Consider the following 19,801-nt stretch of genomic DNA (forward strand, 5'->3'; position numbering starts at 1 on the left):
GCATGAACGCCCATAGCCACGCGCTAGAACAGGTACTCCATCACGACATTCCGTTGACCCGAGAGATGGGCCTGAAGGTGCTGAGCTGGCACGAACACCAATTGCGCCTGCACTTGCCGCTGGAACCCAACATCAACCACAAAAGCACGATGTTCGGCGGCAGCCTGTATTGCTGCGCCGTGCTCGCCGGCTGGGGCTGGATGCATCTGCGTCTACGCGAAGCGGGAATTGAAGACGGGCACATCGTTATTCAAGAAGGACAGATCAGTTACCCGCTGCCCGTCACCACCGATGCCACCGCCATTTGCGAAGCGCCAGAGCCAGTCGTATGGGAGAAGTTTTTGCGCACTTATGAACGCCATGGCCGAGCGCGCCTGACATTGGCGACGCACATCGTCAACCAAGGCAGCGAAGACGTGGCAGTGACCTTCAGCGGTCAGTTTGTGTTGCACCGGTAAGAGGACAATCACTTGAGTCTCGTCATCTGTAGAGCCAACTTGTTGGCGAGGCTGCTGACCGGTAACACGGCATCAAGCCTCTCGCCAACAAGTTGGCTCTACAGAAAGCTATCCCAGTTTTGGGCTTTATGTTTGGTACAAGAGCAATCAGCCGTGGATCGCTTCTTCCTTGAATTGATCTTTCACATACAAAATCTCAGTCCGGCCATGGGGTGACGGCAAGCCGTCTTCGCCGAGGTTAACGAAGACCATCTTGTCGACGGTAAGAATACTTTTACGCGTAATTTTATTGCGCACTTCACAGGTCAACGTAATCGAGGTGCGACCAAAAGAGGTCGCAGTGATGCCCAGTTCGATGATGTCGCCCTGGCGCGAGGCGCTGACGAAGTTAATTTCGGAAATGTACTTGGTGACAACGCGCTGGTTACCCAGCTGAACAATGGCGTAAATCGCCGCTTCTTCGTCGATCCAGCGCAGCAGGCTGCCGCCGAACAGCGTGCCATTGGGGTTGAGGTCTTCGGGTTTAACCCACTTGCGGGTGTGGAAATTCATAATCACTCCTAGAAAGGCAGTTTGAGCGGCAAGCTGCGAGCTGCAAGAAATAGCGCTCAGCTTGCCGCTTGTAGCTTGAGGCTTGCAACTTACCGCTCAAAAAAAGATAATCGCCACCGCTTCAAAACGGTCATCTTCGCTTGATACCGTTCCCGCCACCTGTCCGAGGGGCGCTGCAGCAGGTTCTTCCTGTCAGGCTCGGATGGGGCGTTGTTTAATCAGCTGATTCTGCGAATCATGCCGGTCAAACCTAAACGCACAACGGCGCCCATTCGCATACTTACGAATGGAGACTCTCAATGAGTGCTGTAATTTCGCCCGCTGATTTTACCGACTACAAAGTCGCTGACATGTCCCTGGCTGCCTGGGGTCGTCGCGAAACCATCATCGCCGAATCCGAAATGCCTGCCCTGATGGGTCTGCGCCGTAAATACGCCGGCGAGCAACCGCTCAAGGGCGCGAAGATTCTCGGCTGCATCCACATGACCATCCAGACCGCCGTGCTGATCGAAACCCTGGTTGCCCTGGGTGCCGAAGTGCGTTGGTCGTCATGCAACATTTTCTCTACTCAGGATCAGGCCGCTGCCGCGGTTGCCGCTGCCGGTGTTGCGGTTTATGCCTGGAAAGGCGAAACCGAAGCTGAATACGAGTGGTGCATCGAGCAAACCATCCTTAAAGATGGTCAGCCTTGGGACGCCAACATGATTCTCGACGACGGCGGCGACCTGACCGAGATCATCCACAAGAAATACCCGCAGATGCTCGCACGCATCCACGGCGTCACAGAAGAAACCACCACTGGCGTTCACCGCCTGTTGGACATGTTGGCCAAGGGCGAGCTGAAAATCCCGGCCATCAACGTCAACGACTCTGTGACCAAAAGCAAAAACGACAACAAGTACGGCTGCCGCCATAGCCTGAACGATGCAATCAAGCGTGGTACCGACCACCTGCTGTCCGGCAAGCAAGCGCTGGTCATCGGTTACGGTGACGTGGGCAAGGGTTCTGCGCAGTCGCTGCGCCAGGAAGGCATGATCGTCAAGGTTACGGAAGTTGATCCAATCTGCGCCATGCAAGCGTGCATGGACGGTTTTGAACTGGTTTCGCCGTTCATCGACGGGATCAACGACGGCACCGCCGCCAGCATCGACACCGCCTTGCTGGGCAAGATCGACCTGATCGTGACCACCACCGGTAACGTCAACGTTTGCGACTCGAACATGCTCAAGGCCCTCAAGAAACGCGCGGTCGTGTGCAACATCGGTCACTTCGACAACGAAATCGACACCGCTTTCATGCGCAAAAGCTGGGCGTGGGAAGAAGTGAAGCCGCAGGTTCACAAGATTCACCGTACCGGGCCGGGCACTTTCGATCCGCACAACGATGACTACCTGATCCTGTTGGCCGAAGGTCGTTTGGTAAACCTGGGCAACGCCACAGGTCACCCGAGCCGCATCATGGACGGTTCGTTCGCCAACCAAGTGCTGGCTCAGATCTTCCTGTTCGATCAGAAATACGCCGACCTGGCACCGGCCCAAAAAGCCGAGCGTCTGACCGTAGAAGTGCTGCCGAAGAAGCTCGACGAAGAAGTGGCGCTGGAGATGGTTCGTGGTTTCGGTGGCGTGGTCACTCAACTGACCAAGACCCAAGCCGACTACATCGGCGTGGCTGTCGAAGGCCCGTTCAAGCCGCACGCTTATCGTTATTGATTGACTGGCGCTCGCGCGCTCGCAATTGATCTCGGACTGTCCGCTCTCCTGTGGGAGCGGATTTGTCCGCGAACGAGCGTGAAGCAGTTGCATTAGCCATCATTCACATTTTTTGAAGGTCGTTCCGACCTTATCGCGGGCAAGCCCGCTACTACAATGAGATCGGCGTCCATGTCCCAAGACCGTCGCTTTAGCTTCGAATTTTTCCCGACCAAGACCGATGCCGGGCATGAAAAACTGCTCACCACCGCTCGTCAATTGGCCACGTACAACCCCGATTTCTTTTCCTGCACCTATGGCGCAGGCGGTTCAACCCGCGACCGCACGATCAACACCGTGCTACAGCTGGAAAGCGAAGTAAAAGTCCCGGCAGCCCCGCATCTGTCATGCGTCGGCGACAGCAAGTCCGACTTGCGCGCCCTGCTGACCCAATACCAACAAGCGGGCATTAAACGCATTGTCGCCCTGCGCGGTGACCTGCCTTCTGGCATGGGCATGGCCAGCGGTGAATTACGTCATGCAAATGATCTGGTGACGTTCATCCGGGAAGAGACCGGCAGCCATTTCCACATAGAAGTAGCGGCCTACCCGGAGATGCATCCGCAAGCGCGCAATTTCGAAGACGACGTGGCTAACTTCGTGCGCAAGGCTCAAGCCGGTGCCGACAGTGCCATCACTCAATACTTCTTCAACGCCGACAGCTATTTTTACTTCGTCGAGCGAGTGCGGAAAATGGGCGTGAACATCCCAGTAGTGCCGGGCATTATGCCCATCACCAACTACAGCAAACTGGCGCGCTTTTCTGACGCTTGTGGCGCAGAGATCCCACGCTGGATTCGCAAGCAACTGGAAGCCTACGGCGATGATGTCCAAAGCATCCAGGCGTTCGGCGAACAGGTCATCACTCAAATGTGTGATCGCCTGTTGGACGGCGGTGCACCGGGCCTGCATTTCTACACGTTGAATCAGGCTGAGCCGAGCTTGGCCATCTGGAATAACTTGAAACTGCCGCGCTGAAAACAAATCCAACGTGACAAGCGCGCTTGTGTACCATTCGAGCCTCTTGAATCAGCAAGCTTTCGCGTCGGCGGGACCTTGCTGGCACTTTGGATTACGGACTTATCTGTGACATCTTCCAATATTTCCCCGCAAGCGCCGCAGCTGGTCTACCTGGTTTTTGGTGCGGACACGTACCATCAGGAAGCGGTATTCAGTATCGCCAGTGCCCTTGCCGGCATGCGCGAAACGCCTGATCAGCCTTTGGACATCCAGGTTTTCAGCGACAACCCCGCGCCCTACGCTGGCTTGCCCGTGCGCGTTCGCCCGCTGGACAAAGAGACCCGCGCTGCGTGGAGCGACCCTCATGGCTACCACTTCCGAACCAAACACGTCGCGCTTCGCACCGTGTTGGCAGAATCGGAATGCGCGCTGCTAATCGACACCGACACCTTCTTCCATTGCTCGCCACTAAAGCTGTTTGATCGGGTCAAGCCCGGCACGCTGCTGTGCAATGCGTTCGGTCCGCGCTACGGGGCTTATCGCGAAGTCCCGCTGTATGCCGTGCTCGCTGAACGTTTAGGGGCACGCGGGCTGACCGACGACCAGATGCCGTTGCTCAACTCGGGGGTCATCGGCTTGATGCGTGAAGACGCAGGCGTGCTGGATCAATCGATCGCTTTGATGGATGAGTTTTATCCGGAAGTGACCACCTCCTACACCCTCGAAGAGTTCTGCTTGAGCGTGGCGGCGTACCGCACCATGGAGGTCAAGGAGTGTACGGACCTGATCCATCACTATTGGAGCCGCAAGCAGCTGTTCCGCGCCAAGATTCGCGCCTGGCTCGCCAAGCACGGGGATGCACCGCTTAGCCAGGCGGCGCTGGATGACACACGACGCGTAAACACCTTGTTGCCACGCCCGGCCACTTGGAAACGCCTGATGTACAAAGCCGTCACCGCTGGCGTGCCTGCCACCCAGAGGCAGTTTCTGCGCGAGATTCTTTACGGGTGCTCATGGCACAGCAACGAATTTGACCGCGCGTGCTCGCCGGTCTGGTGGGAAAAAGCCCGGCAGAACGCCGAAGAAAAGCTCAAGCACACCTTGGAACCGGCCCAGTTGAACAGTTGGTTGAATCATTGGGGCGTTCGGCAGATTCTCGGCAAACAACGCGATGTGATTTACCTGCACTTGCTCAAACAGAGCGCTGCGAATAAATGATCTGCCTGTGCAAACCACCTGATGCGGCACTTCTCTTTAAGCATCTCGCGTCGTAATCTCCGCCCATGCTCGCTACCACCCGATTATTTGCTGCCGTTTTTTTCAACTGCCTAAGCTTTACTGCGTTGGGTGAAACGCTGCATATCGTCACCGAACCCTGGGCGCCGTATGTCTACGTTGAAGACGGTCAGGCGCGCGGATTGGATTACGACACCACGGCGATCATTTTTGAGCGACTGGGCATCGACGTAAAATGGGAATTCCTGCCCTGGAAGCGTTGCCTTTCAATGCTCAAACAAGGCCAGGCCGATGGCGCGCTGGATATTTTCCAGCGGGGCGAGCGCGACGATTTACTGCTGTATCCCAGCGAGCCGCTGTCTGACGTCGAGTGGGTGCTGTTTTACGCCAACGCCCGACCTCACCCATTCCTCACCCTTGAGGATTTACGCGGCCTGACCATCGGGGTTTCGCCGGGGTACCTCTATGGCAAGGATTTCGAGGCCTCGACACTGTTCACCCGCGAGCCCGCGCCCAGCCATGAAGCGAACTTTGGCAAGCTGCTGTTGGGCCGAATCGACCTGGTGATCACTGACCGACGTGTCGGTCAGCACGTGCTTGATCAATTGATGGCTCGCGACCAGATTACCCAGTCCCCCACCGTCCTCAGCCGTGAAGCGCAATACCTTGCCCTGCGCAAAAATGCCGGCATGGACCTGCTGGTGCAGCGCTTTGGCGCCGAACTCAAACGCTTCAAGCGCGAGCCGGCCTATGCCGAACTCGTCGCTCGGTACACCGGCGAAGCGATACCAGCCATTGTTATTGCGCCCGCAGCACTTGCGCCCTCTGCGTCAACGCCTGATAAAACCGTTGAGCAGCAGGAAAGCGGCGTACGGTGAATGCTCTGTTATACTCCGACCTTCCCGCCAGGCTTACGCCCGGACGCTCCGCCTTGCAATAGACCTCTCGAACACGCCAGTCGCGCCTTTTCTATCCCGCGACAACGTGCCGAAATGCCTAAAAGGCCCAGCAGGACCGGACGAGATTGCGTCATCTAAACGCCCATCGCGCCAGGCAAGACCATTCTTATGGGCACCGCCCTAACTAAAACAGGATTACTCATGTCCTTTGCTTCCCTCGGTCTCTCCGAGGCTTTAGTCAGCGCCATCGAGGCTGCTGGCTATACCCAGCCTACTCCAGTGCAACAGCGGGCTATTCCCGCCGTGTTGCAAGGTCGCGACCTGATGGTTGCGGCTCAGACAGGTACTGGTAAAACCGGCGGTTTCGCTCTTCCGATCCTGGAACGGCTTTTCCCCAACGGTCATCCGGACAAGTCCCAGCGTCATGGCCCGCGCCAACCCCGCGTCCTGGTCCTGACTCCAACCCGCGAACTCGCGGCGCAAGTGCATGACAGCTTCAAGGTCTACGCCAAGAACCTGAAGTTTGTCAGTGCCGTGATCTTCGGCGGTGTGGGCACCAACCCACAGGTCCAGGCCATGGCCCGAGGCGTTGACGTGTTGGTAGCTTGCCCTGGCCGCCTGCTCGATCTGGCCGGTCAAGGCAGTGTCGATCTGTCCCACGTTGAAATTCTAGTGCTCGATGAAGCAGACCGGATGCTCGATATGGGCTTCGTCCATGACGTGAAAAAGGTCCTGGCCCGCCTGCCGTCCAAACGTCAGAACCTGCTGTTCTCGGCGACCTTTTCCAATGACATCACCGCCTTGGCCGGCAAGCTCCTGCACAATCCGGAACGCATCGAAGTCACGCCGCCGAACACCACCGTCGAGCGTATCGAACAGCGCGTTTTCCGTTTGTCATCGAGCCACAAGCGCTCGCTGCTGTCGCACTTGATTACGGCTGGCGCCTGGGAACAGGTATTGGTGTTTACCCGCACCAAGCACGGCGCAAACCGTTTGGCCGAGTACCTGGACAAGCATGGCCTCTCGGCTGTGGCGATTCACGGTAACAAGAGCCAAAACGCACGCACCAAAGCGTTGGCTGACTTTAAAGCCGGCGCAGTGCGGATCATGGTTGCCACCGATATCGCCGCTCGCGGCCTGGATATCGATCAGTTACCCCATGTCGTCAACTTCGAATTGCCGAACGTCGACGAAGATTACGTCCACCGTATTGGCCGTACTGGCCGTGCGGGCCGCAGCGGTGAAGCGATTTCACTGGTTGCGCCAGACGAAGAAAAACTGCTCAAAAGCATTGAGCGCATGACCAAGCAAAAGATTGCCGACGGCGATCTGATGGGCTTCGACATCACGGCCGTGGAAGCCGAGAAACCAGAAGTTCGCGAGCGTCCAGACGTCCGCGCTAACCCACGCGCGCCTCGCGGCCCACGCGGTGATGGCCCTGCCGGCGGTGGCGGTGGCAGCGGTCGCAAGGACAAAGGCAAAGACCGGGGTCAGGAAAAACCGGCTGCGGCTGCCGCAGCACGTCCTGAGCGTCCGGCACAAAAGCCTCGCGAAGGCACCCCGGCACGTGAACAACGTCCGGCGACTCCGCGTTCCGACCGTGCTCCGGATGAGTTTCTGGATGACGAAGTGGATAACTTCGGTAACCGCGCTGATTACGTCAGCCCATACCCGAACAAGGGCCAAGGCCGTGGTCGTCGTCCAGGCGCACCGGCTCCAGCTCCTGCTGCGGGCGGTGCAGCACCTGCTGGCCGTGCGCCGAGTCAGGCTCGTCCAAGTGCTCCGCGCACAGGCGCTGGCACAACGACCGGCACACCGCCGGCCAAACGTACTGGCGGCGGCGCGCGTAACGGCGCACCTCGTGACGGTCAGGCCCGTCGCGAGGAACAACCTCGCAATCGCCGTCCGGCTGCTCGTGATGACCAACCTGCCGCGCGCCAAGAGCCCGCCGTTCGTGGTCCTCGCGACGGCCAGCCCGCGCCGACCATCGTGCATAAAGAGTCCAAGACCGACCGTTTCCCGTCGGCCGAGCAACTGGACCAACTGCCAAGCCGCCCACGCGGCGAGAAGCCAGCACTGCTGACGCGTAACCGCGAAGGCTGAACTAGCTGAATAAAAAAACGCCCCGGTTGGGGCGTTTTTTTTGGGTGCGGGTTAAGCCATTTCTATAGAACCGAATCTCTGAAGGAGCTAACTTGCTGGCGAAAGTTGCATGCGGTCTGTCAGGCCGCTTCGCCAACAAGTTGGCTCCTACAAGTGCAAACAATAACGTTACTTAGCTTGGATGCCTTCGAACGAAATGATCAGTTCCATTGAATCGGACGCTGGGCCCAGGTTCATCATTTTGCCGAAGTCAGAACGGTTGATCGTAGTGGTGCCTGCGAAGCCAGCACGGTAGCCGCCCCACGGATCTTTGCCTTCACCCAAGAAGGTCGCTTTGACCACGACCGACTTGGTAACACCGTGCAGGGTAAGGTCGCCCGTTACGTCGGCAGTGACCTTGCCATCCGCATCTTTACCAGTGGTTTTGACCGAGGTAGAGACGAATTTGGCTTCCGGGTATTTGGCGACATCCAGGAAATCAGCGCTGCTGATGTGCTTGTCACGTTCAGCCTGGTTAGTGAAAACACTGGCGGTTTTCAGGCTGATGCTGATCTTGCTGTCTTCAGGTTTGGCTGCATCAAAGCTGAACGTACCGTCCCAGTCCTTGAACGTGCCGTAAATGAAGCTGTAGCCCAAGTGGCTGATTTTGAAGTTGATGAAGGCGTGCTGGCCTTCTTTGTCGACTTTGTAATCAGCGGCCATCGCCTGACCGGCCGACAACAAAGCGGTACCCAGTGCCAGAGCGGCGAGAGTCTTCTTGAACATGCTGTAATTCCTGTTTGGTTTGAACATTAGTCGCGACCCAACATGCGCGTTAGGGTCGCATCGCGATCGATAAAGTGGTGCTTCAATGCTGCAAGACCGTGAAGGACTGAGAAAATCACCAGAATCCAGGCCAGGTACAAGTGAACGTCGCCAGCGACATCTGCCTGGTCAGGAATGCTGTCGATCAACGACGGCACTTCGAACAGACCGAACACCGAAATTCCCACACCGTCGGCGGTGGAAATGAGGTAACCGGCGAACATCGTGGCAAACAGACCGACATACAGGAACACGTGACCGAACGTAGCGCCTAGGCGAGTCCACTTGCCGTAGGTTGAAAGCTTCGGCGGCGCAGGACTGAACAAACGCCAAACGATTCGAAACAACATCACGGCAAACAGTGTTATGCCAATGCTCTTATGCAGGTCCGGCGCAGCTTTACGCCAGGTGTCGTAGTAATCGAGCCCGACCATCCAAAGCCCGAGCGCGAACAAGCCAAACACGACAACCGCAACGCCCCAGTGCAGCACCATGCTGACCAGACCGTAACGAGAGGAGGAGTTACGTAACTGCATGCCAATTACCTTGTAAGAATGGGTTCAAGACTAACTTTTTATCTATCGAATGAAAGCGCAAAATTTAGCTGTGAGATATCGAAAAATACGATCACTGATGACCTCACATCGGCCAACTATCAGCATCCCGATAATGCCCAACCGACAATACTGCGCTGTGACAGTCGGACTTTACGCCCCGATGAACGGCACTGCTTAATCATTGTTCGTTACAAGAGGTTGTTCCGCAGCCATGCATTGCATAGGCTTGCGCGATTGTTTTGCCCTCGCGCCAAGCGAGTGTCACCAGGAGATTACCCATGGGCTTGAATAACCAGTGGATGCAACGCGACCTCGCGGTGCTCTGGCATCCTTGCACCCAGATGAAAGACCACGAAAGCCTGCCGCTGATCCCGATCAAAAGCGGCAAGGGCGTATGGCTCGAAGACTTCGAAGGCAAACGCTACCTTGACGCGGTTAGCTCGTGGTGGGTTAACGTTTTCGGCCACTCTAATCCGCGCATCAACCAGCGGATCAAGGATCAAGTCGATCAATTGGAACACGTCATCCTCGCTGGCTTCAGTCATCAGCCGGTGATCGAACTCTCCGAGCGCCTGATCAAGATGACGCCCAAGGGCCTGACCCGCTGTTTCTATGCTGACAACGGTTCGTCGTGCATTGAAGTCGCGCTGAAAATGAGTTTTCACTACTGGCTCAATCGCGGTCAGCCGAATAAAAAGCGCTTCGTCACCCTGACCAACAGCTACCACGGCGAAACCATGGCCGCGATGTCAGTGGGCGACGTGCCATTGTTTACCGAGACCTATAAAGCGCTGTTGTTAGACACGATCAAAGTGCCAAGCCCGGATTGCTACCACCGGCCCGAGGGCATGAGCTGGGAAGAACATTCGCGCAACATGTTCGTCGCCATGGAGCAGACCCTGGCCGAGCACCATGACACCGTCGCCGCAGTCATCGTCGAGCCCTTGATTCAGGGCGCAGGCGGCATGCGTATGTATGACCCGATTTACCTCAAGCTATTGCGCGACGCCTGCGACCGCTACGGCGTGCATTTGATTCACGACGAAATCGCTGTAGGTTTCGGCCGGACGGGCACCATGTTCGCCTGCGAACAAGCCGGCATTACCCCGGACTTTCTGTGTTTGTCCAAAGCGTTGACCGGTGGTTACTTGCCGCTGGCCGCCTGCATCACCACTGATGATGTGTACGACGCGTTCTACGACGACTACTCATCCTTGCGCGCCTTCCTGCATTCCCACAGCTATACCGGCAATCCCCTCGCGTGTGCGGCGGCGTTGGCGACGCTGGATATCTTCGAACAAGACAACGTGATCGAAAACAACAAAGCCCTGGCGACGCGTATGGGCACGGCGACTGCGCATTTGGTTGACCACCCGAATGTGTCTGAAGTGCGACAGACCGGCATGGCATTGGCCATCGAAATGGTCCAGGACAAAGCCACGAAAACCGCTTACCCGTGGCAAGAGCGGCGCGGTTTGAAGGTATTTCAGCATGCGCTGGAGCGTGGCGCCCTGCTCCGTCCATTGGGCAGCGTGGTCTATTTCCTGCCGCCCTACGTAATCACCCCCGAGGAAATCGACTTCCTCGCCGAAGTCGCCACCGAAGGCATCGACATCGCCACCCGCACGAGCGTCAGCGTGGCCGTGCACGAGAACTTCCACCCGAATTTTCGTGATCCGGGCTAGCAGGTATTTCGGTGGCGCCTGGAATATTGCTTTCGTCGGCAAGCCGACTCCCACAGGTATGCGAACCTGTGAGAGCAGTCTTGCCTGCGAAGAAGTTCACGCAAGATATCAGGCACAACCCCGCACGCTTGTTTCAACAGATTCAACCCATTTCAGAGACCCACCATGAGACTGTCCCGCTTTTTTATCGAGACGCCCCTGAGCCTCGGCGAACACGAACTGCCAGAAGCCCAAGCGCATTACATCGGCCGCGTGTTGCGCATGGCCGAAGGTGACGCCCTGCAATTGTTCGACGGATCGGGCAGCGAATTTCGCGGCACGTTACTCGAAGTCGGCAAAAAACGCGTGCGGGTCAACCTCGACGAGCAGTTCGCCGGGCAAACCGAATCGGCGCTGAAAATCCACTTGGGCCAAGGCTTGTCACGCGGCGAGCGGATGGATTGGGCGATTCAGAAAGCCACCGAACTGGGCGTCCGCGAAATCACCCCGATCATCAGCGAGCGCTGTGAAGTCCGCCTCAAGGACGAACGGGCCGAGAAGCGCCAGCTGCACTGGAAACAAATCGCGATCAGCGCCTGCGAGCAATGCGGCCGTTCTGTGGTGCCGGTCATTCATCCGCCGCTGGCTTTGGCTGACTGGCTGAAGCAGACCGATGCGGATTTGAAACTGGTGCTGCACCCCGTTGCCGAGCCACTGAGCCGCCACGACAAGCCCTTCACCCTGGCCTTTTTGATTGGTCCTGAAGGCGGGTTGAACGATGCTGAAGTCGACCAAGCGACAACCGCCGGCTTCCACGCCGCCCGCTTCGGCCCCCGCGTCCTGAGAACCGAAACCGCACCGGTGGTGGCACTGAGCGTCGCCCAACAGTTATGGGGTGATTTCTAAACAGCCTTCGCAGGCAAGGTGAACCGGTCAAGCCTGATCCCACAGGGTGCTGAACACAACTGTGGGAGCAGGCTTGCCTGCGAAGAAATCAACCCGATTTAAGATCACAGCACATAAAAAAGTATCGCCACAAAGTGCAGCAAACTGCCAGCCATCACGAATAAATGCCAGATGCCATGCCAGTGCCTGAATCGCGTGTCGAAGGCGAAAAAGATAATACCGATGGTGTACAAAATTCCGCCCGCCGCCAGCCACGCGAATCCCGCTGTGCCCAGTGCCGCCATCAGCGGTTTGACCGCCACCAACACAATCCAGCCCATCACCGCGTAAATCACGATGGACATCACTCGCGCTTCGGAGCGGGGTTTTATTTCCTGCAACATGCCGATCACCGCCAAGCCCCAGACGATACCAAACAGTGTCCAGCCCCACGGCCCGCGTAGGGTGACCAGACAAAACGGCGTATAGCTGCCCGCAATCAACAGGTAGATCGACAGGTGATCGACCTTCTGCATGATGACCTTCGCCCGGCCCCGGACGCTGTGATACACCGTGGACACGCTGTACAGCAGCAGCAAGGTCACGCCGTAAATAGCCGTACTGACGATCTTCCAAACACTGCCGTCCATGCTGGCCATTACCAGCATCCAGACCACCCCTATGAAAGCCAACACGGCCCCCACCAAGTGGGTCCAGGCGTTGAAACGTTCCCCGTGATACATACTCGAACCTCAAAAGCCTACAACCCAGCGCGCAAGGCTCAGGGTTATGCGTCAAAAGCGCAATCCCCGACCTCAATCCTTGTCGCGCTCGTCGATAAAAAACTAGAGTAATTAGCGCCCTAACGTTCACACTGAGCGCGTTTGAGCCTAAGCCTTTTTGAGAATCGCCATGCAATTACCCAACCCTATTCGCCCGACGCTGTGGGAGCTGTTTTTCAACTTTGCCATGGTCGGGCTCTTCGGGTTTGGTGGCGTCATGCCGTGGGCGCGGCAAATGATGGTCGACCGCCGGCAATGGGTCGATGACGCGGAGTTCGCAGAGCTGCTGACCACCGGCCAGTTCTTTCCCGGTCCTAATATTGGCAACATCTGCATCATCTTCGGCAGGCGTCAGCAAGGGTTGGCCGGCGCCTGGGTGTCGATTGTCGGCCTCTATCTCTTCCCCACTATCGTCACGATTCTCGCCGGTTTTGCTTACACCAAATGGTGGCACGTGTACGCAGTGCAGCAGGTCTTCGGCGCCGTAATGCCAATCGCCACCGGCCTGATGCTCGGCACCACCCTCAGGTTACTGCAGGGCATGCCGCGCAACATTCATACCCTTTCTGTGTTCGTCATCACCTTCGTCTTCACCGGGTTGTTGGTGTTGCCGCTGTGGACGGTGCTGTTGATCTGCATCCCGCTGTCACTGGCGCTCAGCTACCTCACCCCCGACGGTCGCGCGCATCAGGGCGAGGCTTGACCATGCAAAGTGTGCTGCTGCAACTGGCATTCAACTGCGTGCTCTGGTCATTGATGGCCATTGGCGGCAACAGCGTGGCGATTAGCGATATTCACCGCTACACCGTGATGCAGGCGCATTGGGTCACCGACGCACAATTTGTCGCGTTCTTCGCCATGGCCCAAGCATTGCCGGGGCCCAATGGTATGTTTCTGGTGTTCATCGGCCAAGAAGCGGCGGGCATTTCCGGTGCTTTGACAGTGATGGTGGCCAAGCTGGTGCCGTGTTCGATGATCACCTATTACGGCGCCGCCTGGCTGGAGCGCCAGGCTCATCGGCCGTGGGTGCAGCGGGTGAAGCGTTCGTTATTGCCGGTGACCATCGGCCTGATTCTGGCTGCGTCGTTCGTGTTGATCAAAAGCATGGAGAACGGCTGGGCTCAAATATCACTGACCGTTATCAGCGCCGCGATCATCTATTTTTCCAGGATCAATGCGATTTGGCTGATCCTGATCGGAACCGTGCTGGGTTTAACCAGCGGCTTGTTGAATGCCGATTGGTTCTGACGCTCCACAGCACACACAACTATCTGTAGGAGCCAACGTGTTGGCGAGAGGCCCTAGCGGGTGTACTTGATTAATCGCCTCGCCAACACGTTGGCCCCTACAGTTAACTCAAGCGTTATAGGTTGTTGATAGGAATGCCCGACATGTTGATCGACGAAGAACTGACCCTGAAGAAGCTGGAGATATTTCTGGCCTTCATGCGCACCGGCAACTTGGCGCGGGCAGCCGTTGAGTTGCAGACAAGCAACGTCAGCGTACACCGGGCCATACACTCGCTGGAAAGCGCCTTGCGCTGCCCGCTGTTCAAGCACGAAGGCCGCAATCTGACGCCGTTGGAGAGCGCTTATGTACTGGAAGAGCGTGCGCAAAAACTGATTCAGGACGTGGTCAAAACCGTGGAAGTGACGCGTCAGGCTGCTGGGTTTTCAGCCGCGCGATTCAAGCTCGGGGCGTTGTATTCCCTCACCGTCAAAACCGTTCCGCAACTGATCATGGGTTTGAAGATACGCCGCAGCGAGCTGAACATCGACTTGATTCTCGGCTCAAACATCGACCTGTTCTATAAGCTGAAAAACATGGAAGTGGACGCGATTCTGGTGTCGCTCAACGAAAGCGTCAGCGACCCCGACTGCGAGCAACTGCCGCTGTTCTCCGACGACATCTTCCTCGCGGCCCCCGCGGACTCACCCTTCTCGCACCAAAGCGAAGTCGACCTTAGCGACCTACGCGAAGCCACCTTCCTGACCCTGACCCAAGGCTTCGCCACCCACCAAGACGGGGTTAGGGTGTTTCAACAAGCGGGCTTTGAGCCAAAAGTGGCGATGCAGGTCAACGACATCTTCACCCTGCTGAGCATGGTCAGCTCCGGGGTCGGCTATGCGTTGCTGCCAGGACGAGTAGCGGCGGTGTATGAGAACCGAGTGCGTTTGATCCCACTCCAGAAACGCTATCGCATGCAACAACACATCGGCGTGGTGTTCCTGAAAGCCAAAGAGCGCGACCCAAACTTACTGGCCTTGGTAGCTGAATGCCGAATGTATGCCAATCGGCATTCGCAAGGTTGATGCGGATTTAAACCGCCTCGCCCACGTTGGCTCTGTAGGAGCCAACGTGGGCGAGAGGCCTTTTGCTTTTTAGCCCATAATTCCGCGCACGATGAAGTACAACACCGAAGGCCCTAGCAAGCAGCCCAAGCCGGTGTGGAAGGTCGCGGTCAGTGCGCCGTAGGGCACCAGACGGCGATCCGTGGCGGCGAGACCTGCGGTGACGCCGCTGACGGTGCCTGCAAGGCCACCGAAGACCATCGCCGAGCGTGGGTTGTCGAGACCCATCCAGCGTGCAGCCATCGGGGTAGTAACCATCACCAGAATTGCTTTGATCAAGCCGGTGGCGATGGACAACGCCATCACGGCAGAGCTCGCACCGATGGCGGCGCCAGTGACGGGGCCAACGATGTAGGTCACAGCGCCTGCACCGATGGTGGTCATGCTGATCGCATCACGGTAACCGAACATCCAGGCGATGCTCGCCCCTACGATGAAGGGCAGCGTGGTGCCCAGCAGCAAGGCGATGACGCCAACCAATCCGGCTTTGCGTGCTTCGCTGGCTTGCACTTCGAAGGCAGTGGCGACGATGGCGAAGTCACGCAACATGGCGCCGCCCATCAAACCGATGCCGGAAAACAGACTGATGTCCGCCAGGCCTTTTTCGCCGCCGGTCATTGTGCCGCCGATCCACGCAAGGATTAGCCCGATCACAATGGCAATCGCTGAACCATGAATACGGCCGAACGTCAGACGTTTCGAGATAACGACGGACATCCACATGACGATGCCGACAAACGCGAACGCCGTGACCAGGCCGTATTGGCCGAGGTCTTTTGCCAGTAGTGGCCACATATCAACGTCCCCCTACGGTGGTGACAACAGGTGCAGCCGGCAACATTTCCGGCGGTTCCTCAGCTGGCAGCGGTTCGCCTTTGTTGAATCGGCTGATAAAAGCGATGGCGCAACCACACACCAGCACCGAGGCGACGGCGGCCAAAATGGCAACCGGACCGCCGTGCAAAGCGGCGACTACGTTTTGTTGCGCGGCCATGGCAACCACGACCGGAATGTACATGGCACCCCAAAAACCCACGCCCATCTCGCAGTCTTTGGTCATGCCGCCACCGCGTTTCTGCATCCACAACCGGGCGCAGATCAACAGGATCATGGCGATGCCCACACCGCCGACATTGGATTTGACGCCCAGTAACACTCCCAGCATGTCGCCGAGAATGACCCCTGCCAGGGTGCAGATGGCCAGTAAAGCCACACCGTAAATAATCATTATTTTTATCCTCACATTGCGTTGCTGAAGTTGTTGTTTTTATCCTTCGCAGCAGCTATTTGATCTATGGATTACGGCGTCCCTCCTCTTGCAGCAACGCGCCCAACGTATCCAAGCGGGCCCCTTGAAAGGCGACCGCAGCTCCTGGTTCAAACACTTTTCGGCCCAGCCCCGTTAGCACGGTGCCGGGTGGCAATTCGATTTGCAGGCGCACTCCACGCTCGTAAGCGGTTTGTACGGTGCTGCGCCAGTCGATCACCCGACACATGTTGTAGGTCAGGTCATCGCGTAATTTATCGACGGTCATTACCAACCGCGCGGTGCTGCCACTGAGGTAGCGCACCGTCGGTGCTTGCATCGATACCTTGGCAAACGCGTCTGCCAAGGCCAACGCCGGCTGGTCGAGTAACGCGCAGTGAGACGGCACGCTGACCAGCAAACGTTTTGCGGCGGCTGCCCCCTTGGCTTTTGCCAGTTCGGCGACGTGAGCCATTGCCGCATCGCTGCCTGCCACCACCATTTGCGCCTCGGCATTGATATTGGCGAGGTACAGCGGCGTCTCTGCGCAGTGAACCTCGGCGATCAAGGCCTCAACCGTGGTTTGATCGAGACCGAGGATCGCGGTCATGCCGTATCCTGTGGGGTAAGCGTTTTGCATCAGCTCACCGCGCAAGGCGACCAAGCGCAAGGCATCGCCAAACCCCAGCGACCCGGCAATCACTGCTGCGGGGTACGCGCCAATGGACAGCCCCGCCACATAGGTGGGCGCTTCGCTGCGTTCGATCAGCAACCGAGCGCAGGCCACGCCCGAGATCAATAAACACAGCTGCACGGCCCGGGTATAGGTCAATGCTTGAGCAGAATCCAACCCCCCTATTTCTTCGCCCAACTCATCTCTGGCCTCAAGCAGGCACTCGCGAATCAGTGCTTCATCCGGCAACTGATGGAGCATCTGCGGGTACTGCGCACCCTGGCCGGGAAATACCATAAAGCTGCTCATGCCGCTTGCTCGATCGACAGCCAGGGGTTGTCGATCAAGCGCGCGCCGTGATCGGTTTTCAACAGCACTTGGTGCGCAGTTCCGGCCCACTCACGCAATGCCACGCCGCCGCTGGGCGTTTGCAACTGCACGTCTATCCGGCAAACAGCGTATTCAAGTTGAGCAACCAACTGCGCCGAATGGTTGCGACTAAACAGCTGCGGCGTGCGCAGAATCAAATCCAGGTCGCTGCCAGCATGCAGCGCTGAAAAACCACTGGCCAGTTCAAAACCGGCGCTGCCGCTGACGCCCCACACCAGGCCTAAATCGTCCATCACCGGCTTGATCTGCTTCAGCGCTTTCAAGGCGGGCCAATCGTGATCACCTTCAAATTCAGCAGCAATCAGTTGTTCCGGCGAAATCTGATGTTGTATATCAACCCGGTTCATCAGCGTGGCATAGCGTTGTTCACGCTGCTGACCGCGCACACCTACCGCAATTTGTTCGGCCGCCACCAATGCCCGACGCACCACCACCGGTTGACCGAGGCCCAAGGCGTCGGCCACCCACAGTGGCGCATCAGCCGGCAACGCGCGCGCAGGCAAACCCCAGAGCAAATCATGGGGCTGCACCGCGCCAAAACGCTTCATTACCACTGCGCCCGCAACAGCTCACGCACCGTGGAAGACGCCGCTCGGTTCTCTGCCCCAAGGCGACTGCTCAAGTCGGTGCCAGTTGCCCGAACATCCTCCACAGCCGCAATCAAGCACGCTCGAACCTGCTCAATGTCTTGCGCAGTGGGCTTTTCGATCTGACTCACAGAGAGGGTTTTCCACAGCAAACCCAAGGTCGCGAAGCTGTCGATGTCATACGCCATGGGTGGCACGCTAGCCGCGAGTTTTTCCAGTTCTTCAACGGTGCGAAGGGTAACTCTGGCGGCAGAGGCTTTGCCCATTGCATGCACCATCACGCCGGGGTCGCGCAGGGCGATTAGGCGATTGGCCTGATAACCGTGCGCCAAAAACGCACCGGACATGGCCTTGCCCACCAACAGCGCAATCACCGGGTGCCCGGCCAACCGCGCACGGGCGTAGCTGTCTGCGGCGCCCGCCAGCGCTTGATGAATGCCCAATGCTTCTTCGCGGCGACCATAAGCTTGACTCGGCACGTCGACGATGGCGATCAAGATCCGCTTGTGTTCGCTGTGCTGATCCAGCTCGATGGCTTCGTCCACCGCTTTCGCCAGACCCCAGCCTTCCAACAGACCCACTTCACCGTTACGCGCCCGAGGGAACGGATTGTCGGTGTCGGCAACCACCGCTAAAAAGCGCGCCGGCTGTTGACCCAATTCGCCGTCGGCGACTTTCAGCGATGCGGGCAAACCCTGTACTTCAGCGGCGCCGTTGCTCAGGGCCAAAAACCACTGCAAACCCCGCACTGAGAAATCACTCATGACTGTTCTCCCTGGTACAGCGCGCGCACGGTTTGCGGGTCGATTTGCGAGGTGGTGTCCAACTCGGACAGGCGCTGTAAATAGTGTTCGTATTGATTGCTGCGATGTTGCGCGGGCAAGCCCTTGTGCAACAGGGCGGCCACTTGCTGCTGAATGGCTGCCACGTCGTCGATGGCAAATGCATCCACCAGTGCGCTGGCAAAGCGCTGCTCGCCACCGGTCAAGCTCCAGATGAACGGCCGGTTGCGCGAGTCGTATTCTTGAATGCCGGCTTCTTGCTCGATGACCTGCGGACCGTTCAAGCCCAAACGGGCTTCCTGAGTCACCAATAAATAGCTGCACAAGCCTGCGGCGATGGACATGCCGCCGAAGCAACCAACGCTGCCCGCCACCACGCCGATCACCGGTTGGTAGCGGCGCAGATCGACAATCGCGGCATGGATATCAGCAATCGCCGCCAGGCCCAGATTGGCTTCCTGCAAACGCACGCCACCGGTTTCCAGCAACAGCACGGCGGCGGTGGGAATTCCGTTGCGGTTGTCTTCAGCGGCCAGTTCCAAGACACCGGCCATTTTCGCGCCACCGACTTCGCCCATGCTGCCGCCCTGAAACGCGCCTTCAATCGCGGCGACCACCACCGGTAAACCACCGATGGTGCCTTTGGCAATCACTACCCCATCGTCGGCTTGTGGCACGACGCCTTGTTTGGCCAGCCACGGTGACATCATGCGATCGAACGGGCCGAGTAATTCGCGAAAGCTCCCGGCATCCAATACTGCACGGGCGCGCTGGCGAGCATTGAGTTCGACGAAGCTGTGCTGATTGAGCAAGCGTGCGCTGTCAGTCATGGCCGATCTCCTCGAAACCTTGTTCCATGCGCAAGCGCACCACGCCCGGCGTCGCGCCGAAATCATGAATATCGATGCTCATGGCTGGCGGTGTTTGTCCATCAAACATCCGCTCGAACAGGTGCTGCCAACGCGAGGAAGCACCGTTGACCGAGGTCGTCACCTGAATCGACAACTTGCCCGGTTCGCCCGGTTCAAGCATCACTTCCAGATCGCCAGAACCGACACAGCCCACCAACGCACGGCCCAAGGGCGGTTGCCCGGCAGGGAATTCAAAAGAAAGGGTTTCCATGA

22 protein-coding genes and 1 riboswitch are annotated in these 19,801 nt (G+C 57.8%); of the genes, 11 read left to right on the top strand and 11 right to left on the bottom strand.

Annotated features, from left to right (window positions below; all coding sequences use genetic code 11):
• Positions 1-2: 2 nt before the first annotated feature.
• Positions 3-458, top strand: a complete 456-nt coding sequence (locus RHM59_RS15390) for a thioesterase domain-containing protein (protein WP_322167097.1) — start codon at positions 3-5, stop codon at positions 456-458.
• Between the two features lie 147 nt (positions 459-605).
• On the opposite strand, the gene RHM59_RS15395 is transcribed toward RHM59_RS15390, so the two are convergent.
• Positions 606-1,010: an acyl-CoA thioesterase gene (locus tag RHM59_RS15395; RefSeq protein WP_322167096.1), complete on the bottom strand. Its 405-nt coding sequence runs from the start codon at positions 1,008-1,010 to the stop codon at positions 606-608.
• 159 nt (positions 1,011-1,169) lie between these two features.
• A riboswitch (S-adenosyl-L-homocysteine riboswitch) is annotated at positions 1,170-1,287 on the top strand.
• 22 nt (positions 1,288-1,309) lie between these two features.
• Here RHM59_RS15395 and ahcY point away from each other — a divergent pair.
• The 5 genes from ahcY to RHM59_RS15420 all read left to right on the top strand — a co-directional run bounded on the left by ahcY (position 1,310) and on the right by RHM59_RS15420 (position 7,956).
• A complete protein-coding gene (gene ahcY / locus RHM59_RS15400; protein WP_322167095.1) occupies positions 1,310-2,719 on the top strand; it encodes an adenosylhomocysteinase in 1,410 nt (469 codons plus the stop codon).
• A 171-nt stretch (positions 2,720-2,890) separates the two neighbouring features.
• Positions 2,891-3,736 (top strand): methylenetetrahydrofolate reductase [NAD(P)H], encoded by an 846-nt coding sequence (metF, locus tag RHM59_RS15405; protein ID WP_322184399.1) that lies wholly within the window; start codon positions 2,891-2,893, stop codon positions 3,734-3,736.
• Positions 3,737-3,844: 108 nt separating this feature from the next.
• On the top strand, positions 3,845-4,936 hold the full coding sequence (locus RHM59_RS15410; RefSeq protein ID WP_322184401.1) for a hypothetical protein: 1,092 nt from the start codon (positions 3,845-3,847) through the stop codon (positions 4,934-4,936).
• A gap of 65 nt (positions 4,937-5,001) precedes the next feature.
• Positions 5,002-5,832 carry a substrate-binding periplasmic protein gene (locus RHM59_RS15415; RefSeq protein WP_322167092.1) on the top strand — a complete coding sequence of 277 codons (831 nt, stop codon included), beginning with the start codon at positions 5,002-5,004 and terminating at the stop codon, positions 5,830-5,832.
• 222 nt (positions 5,833-6,054) lie between these two features.
• Positions 6,055-7,956 (top strand): DEAD/DEAH box helicase, encoded by a 1,902-nt coding sequence (locus RHM59_RS15420; protein ID WP_322167091.1) that lies wholly within the window; start codon positions 6,055-6,057, stop codon positions 7,954-7,956.
• A gap of 168 nt (positions 7,957-8,124) precedes the next feature.
• Here RHM59_RS15420 and RHM59_RS15425 read toward each other — a convergent pair whose 3' ends face one another.
• On the bottom strand, positions 8,125-8,721 hold the full coding sequence (locus RHM59_RS15425; RefSeq protein ID WP_322224622.1) for a YceI family protein: 597 nt from the start codon (positions 8,719-8,721) through the stop codon (positions 8,125-8,127).
• A gap of 26 nt (positions 8,722-8,747) precedes the next feature.
• Positions 8,748-9,296 (bottom strand): cytochrome b, encoded by a 549-nt coding sequence (locus RHM59_RS15430; RefSeq protein ID WP_322224624.1) that lies wholly within the window; start codon positions 9,294-9,296, stop codon positions 8,748-8,750.
• Between the two features lie 299 nt (positions 9,297-9,595).
• Here RHM59_RS15430 and RHM59_RS15435 point away from each other — a divergent pair, with 299 nt between their 5' ends.
• Both RHM59_RS15435 and RHM59_RS15440 read left to right on the top strand, forming a co-directional pair.
• Positions 9,596-11,002: an adenosylmethionine--8-amino-7-oxononanoate transaminase gene (locus RHM59_RS15435; RefSeq protein WP_322167088.1), complete on the top strand. Its 1,407-nt coding sequence runs from the start codon at positions 9,596-9,598 to the stop codon at positions 11,000-11,002.
• A 165-nt stretch (positions 11,003-11,167) separates the two neighbouring features.
• Complete coding sequence (locus tag RHM59_RS15440) at positions 11,168-11,887, top strand: 16S rRNA (uracil(1498)-N(3))-methyltransferase (RefSeq protein ID WP_322224626.1); 720 nt, start codon at positions 11,168-11,170, stop codon at positions 11,885-11,887.
• 104 nt (positions 11,888-11,991) lie between these two features.
• On the opposite strand, the gene trhA is transcribed toward RHM59_RS15440, so the two are convergent.
• Entirely contained in the window at positions 11,992-12,609 is a 618-nt protein-coding gene (trhA, locus tag RHM59_RS15445) for a PAQR family membrane homeostasis protein TrhA (RefSeq protein WP_322167086.1), read from the bottom strand.
• A gap of 169 nt (positions 12,610-12,778) precedes the next feature.
• Between trhA and RHM59_RS15450 the strand changes: the two genes are divergently transcribed.
• The 3 genes from RHM59_RS15450 (at position 12,779) to RHM59_RS15460 (ending at position 14,960) form a co-directional block, all read left to right on the top strand.
• Positions 12,779-13,351, top strand: a complete 573-nt coding sequence (locus RHM59_RS15450; protein WP_322167085.1) for a chromate transporter — start codon at positions 12,779-12,781, stop codon at positions 13,349-13,351.
• A 2-nt stretch (positions 13,352-13,353) separates the two neighbouring features.
• Positions 13,354-13,896, top strand: coding sequence for a chromate transporter (locus RHM59_RS15455; protein ID WP_322224628.1), 543 nt, complete (start codon positions 13,354-13,356; stop codon positions 13,894-13,896).
• Positions 13,897-14,039: 143 nt separating this feature from the next.
• The gene (locus RHM59_RS15460) at positions 14,040-14,960 is read left to right on the top strand and encodes a LysR substrate-binding domain-containing protein (RefSeq protein ID WP_322167082.1); all 921 of its coding nucleotides are present in this window, start codon (positions 14,040-14,042) and stop codon (positions 14,958-14,960) included.
• A 69-nt stretch (positions 14,961-15,029) separates the two neighbouring features.
• Here the strand turns inward: RHM59_RS15460 and madM are convergent, their stop codons facing one another.
• The 7 genes from madM to RHM59_RS15495 all read right to left on the bottom strand — a co-directional run bounded on the left by madM (position 15,030) and on the right by RHM59_RS15495 (position 19,799).
• Positions 15,030-15,794: a malonate transporter subunit MadM gene (madM, locus tag RHM59_RS15465; RefSeq protein WP_322224630.1), complete on the bottom strand. Its 765-nt coding sequence runs from the start codon at positions 15,792-15,794 to the stop codon at positions 15,030-15,032.
• Between the two features lies 1 nt (position 15,795).
• On the bottom strand, positions 15,796-16,227 hold the full coding sequence (gene madL / locus RHM59_RS15470) for a malonate transporter subunit MadL (protein WP_322167079.1): 432 nt from the start codon (positions 16,225-16,227) through the stop codon (positions 15,796-15,798).
• Positions 16,228-16,291: 64 nt separating this feature from the next.
• Positions 16,292-17,227, bottom strand: a complete 936-nt coding sequence (gene mdcH / locus RHM59_RS15475) for a malonate decarboxylase subunit epsilon (protein WP_322224632.1) — start codon at positions 17,225-17,227, stop codon at positions 16,292-16,294.
• Positions 17,224-17,862 carry a malonate decarboxylase holo-ACP synthase gene (locus tag RHM59_RS15480; protein WP_416195021.1) on the bottom strand — a complete coding sequence of 213 codons (639 nt, stop codon included), beginning with the start codon at positions 17,860-17,862 and terminating at the stop codon, positions 17,224-17,226. The genes mdcH and RHM59_RS15480 overlap by 4 nt, the downstream gene beginning before the upstream one ends.
• Positions 17,856-18,659, bottom strand: coding sequence for a biotin-independent malonate decarboxylase subunit gamma (gene mdcE, locus RHM59_RS15485; protein ID WP_322224635.1), 804 nt, complete (start codon positions 18,657-18,659; stop codon positions 17,856-17,858). Before mdcE ends, RHM59_RS15480 begins: the two co-directional genes overlap by 7 nt.
• Positions 18,656-19,507: a biotin-independent malonate decarboxylase subunit beta gene (locus RHM59_RS15490; RefSeq protein ID WP_322167075.1), complete on the bottom strand. Its 852-nt coding sequence runs from the start codon at positions 19,505-19,507 to the stop codon at positions 18,656-18,658. The genes mdcE and RHM59_RS15490 overlap by 4 nt, the downstream gene beginning before the upstream one ends.
• On the bottom strand, positions 19,500-19,799 hold the full coding sequence (locus RHM59_RS15495) for a malonate decarboxylase subunit delta (RefSeq protein WP_322167074.1): 300 nt from the start codon (positions 19,797-19,799) through the stop codon (positions 19,500-19,502). The genes RHM59_RS15490 and RHM59_RS15495 overlap by 8 nt, the downstream gene beginning before the upstream one ends.
• Between the last annotated feature and the right edge of the window lie 2 nt (positions 19,800-19,801).

The organism is Pseudomonas sp. MH10, from assembly GCF_034353045.1.
Lineage (GTDB): Bacteria > Pseudomonadota > Gammaproteobacteria > Pseudomonadales > Pseudomonadaceae > Aquipseudomonas.

Bases quoted from the DNA above. Each gene is read 5' to 3' on its own strand.
- RHM59_RS15390 (WP_322167097.1), top strand. From the start codon at position 3: ATGAACGCCCATAGCCACGCGCTAGAACAGGTACTCCATCACGACATT.
- RHM59_RS15395 (WP_322167096.1), bottom strand. From the start codon at position 1,010: ATGAATTTCCACACCCGCAAGTGGGTTAAACCCGAAGACCTCAACCCC.
- ahcY (WP_322167095.1), top strand. From the start codon at position 1,310: ATGAGTGCTGTAATTTCGCCCGCTGATTTTACCGACTACAAAGTCGCT.
- metF (WP_322184399.1), top strand. From the start codon at position 2,891: ATGTCCCAAGACCGTCGCTTTAGCTTCGAATTTTTCCCGACCAAGACC.
- RHM59_RS15415 (WP_322167092.1), top strand. From the start codon at position 5,002: ATGCTCGCTACCACCCGATTATTTGCTGCCGTTTTTTTCAACTGCCTA.
- RHM59_RS15420 (WP_322167091.1), top strand. From the start codon at position 6,055: ATGTCCTTTGCTTCCCTCGGTCTCTCCGAGGCTTTAGTCAGCGCCATC.
- RHM59_RS15425 (WP_322224622.1), bottom strand. From the start codon at position 8,721: ATGTTCAAGAAGACTCTCGCCGCTCTGGCACTGGGTACCGCTTTGTTG.
- RHM59_RS15430 (WP_322224624.1), bottom strand. From the start codon at position 9,296: ATGCAGTTACGTAACTCCTCCTCTCGTTACGGTCTGGTCAGCATGGTG.
- RHM59_RS15435 (WP_322167088.1), top strand. From the start codon at position 9,596: ATGGGCTTGAATAACCAGTGGATGCAACGCGACCTCGCGGTGCTCTGG.
- RHM59_RS15440 (WP_322224626.1), top strand. From the start codon at position 11,168: ATGAGACTGTCCCGCTTTTTTATCGAGACGCCCCTGAGCCTCGGCGAA.
- trhA (WP_322167086.1), bottom strand. From the start codon at position 12,609: ATGTATCACGGGGAACGTTTCAACGCCTGGACCCACTTGGTGGGGGCC.
- RHM59_RS15450 (WP_322167085.1), top strand. From the start codon at position 12,779: ATGCAATTACCCAACCCTATTCGCCCGACGCTGTGGGAGCTGTTTTTC.
- RHM59_RS15455 (WP_322224628.1), top strand. From the start codon at position 13,354: ATGCAAAGTGTGCTGCTGCAACTGGCATTCAACTGCGTGCTCTGGTCA.
- RHM59_RS15460 (WP_322167082.1), top strand. From the start codon at position 14,040: ATGTTGATCGACGAAGAACTGACCCTGAAGAAGCTGGAGATATTTCTG.
- madM (WP_322224630.1), bottom strand. From the start codon at position 15,794: ATGTGGCCACTACTGGCAAAAGACCTCGGCCAATACGGCCTGGTCACG.
- madL (WP_322167079.1), bottom strand. From the start codon at position 16,227: ATGATTATTTACGGTGTGGCTTTACTGGCCATCTGCACCCTGGCAGGG.
- mdcH (WP_322224632.1), bottom strand. From the start codon at position 17,227: ATGAGCAGCTTTATGGTATTTCCCGGCCAGGGTGCGCAGTACCCGCAG.
- mdcE (WP_322224635.1), bottom strand. From the start codon at position 18,659: ATGAGTGATTTCTCAGTGCGGGGTTTGCAGTGGTTTTTGGCCCTGAGC.
- RHM59_RS15490 (WP_322167075.1), bottom strand. From the start codon at position 19,507: ATGACTGACAGCGCACGCTTGCTCAATCAGCACAGCTTCGTCGAACTC.
- RHM59_RS15495 (WP_322167074.1), bottom strand. From the start codon at position 19,799: ATGGAAACCCTTTCTTTTGAATTCCCTGCCGGGCAACCGCCCTTGGGC.